The sequence below is a fragment of the uncultured Campylobacter sp. genome, from assembly GCF_937949835.1.
In the GTDB taxonomy this organism is placed as follows: domain Bacteria; phylum Campylobacterota; class Campylobacteria; order Campylobacterales; family Campylobacteraceae; genus Campylobacter_B.
In genome coordinates, this window is the sequence record NZ_CALEDC010000103.1 from 1 (window position 1) to 4026 (window position 4026).

Consider the following 4026-nt stretch of genomic DNA (forward strand, 5'->3'; position numbering starts at 1 on the left):
TTCCGCGCCGTGCGAATATATTCTTAAAATTTTGCGCCGTATTTAGCGGGCTTGGAATTTCTCAGCATTAAATTTTACGCCGCCAAATCTCGCACTGCCAAAACAGCTCCTTTAAATTCTTTAATTACGAACTTAAACTAAAAGCATAGCCAAAGCTATATTGGTAGAATTTCGCGCCCATTTTGCGATTTTACGCGCCGCAAAAATGGAGCCGCTTGGCAAAATCTTGCGTTTAGCTAGGCGCATAATTTAGCCGCTTGGCTCTTGCTTGGCGGCTTAGCCCTGCTAAATTTTAAAGCTTCGCAGCGCAACTAAGATTTTTTATTGCCCTTGATTCTCGGTGCAGCTCACACTTACCTCGCCTTACATAAGCCCAAGCTCAAGGTGCGTTAAAGCCATGTAGGCGGTGTACCAAGCATTTTCAGTGACAACGTGCACATGACTTTTATACGGGACGACGCAGACGGCTCATTTAATGTGCCATAGATGTGAAACGCAGACGGATGCATTAAATTTAAAGCGCACAGCGCGCAAATTTCATCTTTAAGCTTACAAGCCGTAGATTAAAATTTGCGGCTTCGTAGTACCGCCTCCGCCTCCTTAGCGTCTTTTAAAATTTGCTCTTTAAGCCGCGCTAGATCGGTAAAATTTTGATTTTCGCGCAGGAACTTTATAAATTTCACGCAGGCAAATTTCGCACCGTTGTTTTTGCCCGTAGCCTCTAAATTTTTATTTTCGGCGTCCAAGCTCTCGCTCGCCGCAAAATTTTGTGTAGAAATTTCTACTGAATTACATGCTAAAATTTCATCTAAATTTTGCGCAAAATGTGCGGCTTGCCCCCCGCAGTACGGCGCGCGATCTTGCGCGGAATTTAAGGCCTCGAAGCCCGCAAAGCCCCCTAAAATGTGCGTTTCAAGCGCGAAAGCCCCGTCGGTGCTAAGGCGCTCTCCCAAAAAGCTCACGCTTTTATATCTTGCGCCGCGCAGGCTCGTGACGGTTGCGTAAACGCCGCTCTTTGGCATAAAATAGCCGCTCGCATCAAGATTTAGCGTCGCTACAAACTCCCGCGCCCCACGTCCCTGACCGCGCACTATGCGTCCGCAGATCTCGTAATCTCGCCCTAAAAGCTCCGCCGCCTCTTCGCACCGGCCGCGCGATAAAAGCTCCTTGATCCTACTTGAATGCACGCCGCCGCCGCTTAAGCAAAACTCTCCTACGACGCAGGTTTGCCCGCGAAATTCGCGCCGTAAAAGCTCCACGTTCCACGCTCTGTCTCGTCCAAACCTAAAGTCCTCGCCGACGACGATTTTTTGCAAATTTATGAAATTTTGCCGCAAAAGCTCGATAAATTCGCTACCACTAAGGCTTTTGATAGCGCGTAGATCGCAATAAAAAATCTTTTTGTCCGTAAAAGCCTGCCGCGACGCAAAAGGGGTTAGCTTCGTGCCACCACCTGCTAGGATTACGATTATTGCGCCGTGCTCGCCTAAATTTTCAAATAATTTTTGATGCCCCAGATGCATGCCGTCGAAATTTCCGATCGCTACGGCGCGCACATTATCGCGGTTTGCGCCTTGTAGCGTTGCGAAAATCTCGCCTCGTGCGAACTGCTCGCTTAAGCGCGCACGCAGCACTTCCGCACAAGCAGGAAGCGTGCCTTGAGCCTGCACGTCTACGTCATTGCTGCAAGCGTCGTTATAAGCCGTTTTACTGCCAAAAGTCGTTTCATTGCTGCAAGAGGTGTCGGTGTCTGCTTCATCTGCGCGGTGCGCATCGCCGGTTTTGTTTTCGCGTAGCTCTTGCTTCGGGTGTTCGATACTTTTAGATGAATTTCCCCCATTGCTTGTGGAATTTCGTTCCGTAAAATTTTGCAAGCTGGAATTCTGCGCTACAAAATTTTGCTCTTTAAAATTCCGCAGCGAAGCCTTTGTATGGTCTTTACATGATTTTTGATTAGCCATTATTGCTGCTTCGTCCTGATGATTTTTTTGGTGTCGTAACCGCTATGCTTTGCCTTTTTTAGATATAGGATGCGGATCGGCTCAGGCAAGGTTTTGGTGCGCGAGAGGATGTAAAGCTCGCTCGTATCGGCGCCGAAGATCAGGGCGTAGCGATAGTCGCCGTCCACCTGCGCCACGCGGTAGAGGGAGTCGGAAATCAGACCTTTTTGATAGAGCAGGCCTACGCTTTTATCGCCCGCAAACTCCAACACGTGCTGCTCGTTTTCGATTTTTCCCGAGCTTGTTTTGGCGGTTTTTAGAAGATTGATCGTAGAGTTTTTATCGATAAAGCACTCGTATGCGGTGTTTTGCAGCTCGCCGCCGCCCTTCATACGAGCGATTTCATACCAGCCGCCGCTAAATTTAGCGATGTCGAAGTTTTTTACGATCGGTGCTTTGGGGTTTAAGCTTTTGGCGCATGAGCCCAAAAATAGCGCGCAAAACGCCAATATAATTAAGTTTTTAAATTTCATCGTTCATCCTTTTTAAAAGATAGAAAAATTCCCTATTTCCCTCTTTGCCCGTGATTTTGCAGGCGCTAGTTTGTAGCACGACAAGCCCCAGCTCGGCGCATAGTCGCTCAAATTTCGCCCGTGCGGCGCGCACCGCTTTTTCATCTTTTAGCACGCCTTTTTTATTTCGCTTGATCTCCGCGCCCACCTCAAATTGCGGCTTAAATAGCACGATGAGAGCGCTTTTTGCAAGGCTAGTGAGGCTTTTTAGGATCAAATTTAGCGAGATGAAGCTCACGTCGCAGGTGATGAGATCAAATTTTTTCTCGCTTTCAAACTCCCTGATGTCGGTGTTTTCGCGCACGATCACGCGAGGATCGCGCCGCAAAATTTCGCTTAGCTGCGAGCTGCCGACGTCAAGCGCGGTCACGCTCTTTGCGCCGCGCTGTAATAAAATCTGCACGAACCCGCCCGTGCTGCTGCCAACGTCCAAAATATCGACTCCCGCTAAATTTAAAATGTCTTTTTGCGAAGGTTTTATTTGTACCAGATCCGCGCTGCCTTCACTGCGGCGCGCGCTCGCCTTGCCGCCCGATTTGGAAGCTTTCGCCGTATTTAAAATCTCTGCCGTTTCGGCGTCTACGTCCATTTGCAAATGCCCTGCCGTCTCGGCGCCCGCGCTCGTCTGTAAAAATTCCACCGTTTGTTTGCCTGCACCGGTTTGCAAAATCTCTGCCGTCTCGGTGCTAGTTTTTGCGGTACGGATCGCCTCGGTAGTCGCTTTCGCGCTCTTTGTTGTCGCGACAGCCGCGCTTGGAATTTTATCAGCCTCGTTCGCGCCTAAAATTTTATCCGTAGCCGTAAAATCTACATTTGAAATTTGCATCGTTACTTCGCTCGCCTTTTGCGTCGCTGTCGATTTGCTATCCGCGCTCTTCGCGCCGCTGCACGGCTTTGAAATTTCTGCCGCCGAGTTAGGCGAATTTTCGCCGCAGTTTTCCAAAAGCCCGTTTTCGGCTAGCTCGTCCAAAAAGCCCGCAAGCTTGAGCGCACCTCTGCTTACGTAAATTTGATCAATCGCGCTGATTTCGCCGCTCTGCTCGGGCGCGATCTGCACAGAGGGTCTGTTTTGCACGGCGCCACGCAGCAAAATTTTTTCCTGCTTTATCAGCGCGGCAGCCTGATTTCTGCTGATTTTAAGCGTATTTGCGACGAGCAGATCAAATCTCATTTTGTCTTTTCTCCGCGCGGCGGCGAAATTTTAAAGCTCACGCAGTTTTCGCGCGAGCTTGAGTTTAAAATTTTATCGCGCATAGCAAAGTCGCGTGCAGCAGTACCGCAAGGCTCAAATTTTAGCCCGCACCGTGTCGCAAATTTAACTATGCCGCGTATTATAAATTTTAGCTCACCGTGCATTGCGAATTTTATCTTGCCGCTAGCTAAAATTTTAAAATTTTTCCTATCGGCGCAGTGTTTGAGCGGCGCAAGATTTGAGATATTCTTACTTGCAGCCGCATCTATCGACATCGAGCCCGCCGTCTTAGCGCCGCGGCAAGTGGAGCTCACACGCCTAG

The 4026-nt window shown here is 49.1% G+C and carries 4 protein-coding genes; all 4 read right to left on the bottom strand.

What is annotated here, in order from left to right:
* Positions 1–563 precede the first annotated feature (563 nt).
* Entirely contained in the window at positions 564–1961 is a 1398-nt protein-coding gene (locus tag Q0256_RS02230) for a riboflavin kinase (RefSeq protein WP_297959661.1), read from the bottom strand.
* A complete protein-coding gene (locus tag Q0256_RS02235; RefSeq protein WP_297959663.1) occupies positions 1961–2473 on the bottom strand; it encodes a lipocalin family protein in 513 nt (170 codons plus the stop codon). The genes Q0256_RS02230 and Q0256_RS02235 overlap by 1 nt, the downstream gene beginning before the upstream one ends.
* Entirely contained in the window at positions 2463–3683 is a 1221-nt protein-coding gene (locus Q0256_RS02240; RefSeq protein WP_297959665.1) for an SAM-dependent methyltransferase, read from the bottom strand. The genes Q0256_RS02235 and Q0256_RS02240 overlap by 11 nt, the downstream gene beginning before the upstream one ends.
* The coding region (locus tag Q0256_RS02245) for a hypothetical protein (RefSeq protein ID WP_297959667.1) at positions 3680–4026 on the bottom strand (347 nt) is incomplete at its 5' end. The genes Q0256_RS02240 and Q0256_RS02245, both read right to left, overlap by 4 nt.

What these genes read in the sequence shown, in the direction of transcription:
- Q0256_RS02235 (WP_297959663.1), bottom strand. Translation starts at nt 2,473, where the DNA reads ATGAAATTTAAAAACTTAATTATATTGGCGTTTTGCGCGCTATTTTTG.
- Q0256_RS02230 (WP_297959661.1), bottom strand. Translation starts at nt 1,961, where the DNA reads ATGGCTAATCAAAAATCATGTAAAGACCATACAAAGGCTTCGCTGCGG.
- Q0256_RS02240 (WP_297959665.1), bottom strand. Translation starts at nt 3,683, where the DNA reads ATGAGATTTGATCTGCTCGTCGCAAATACGCTTAAAATCAGCAGAAAT.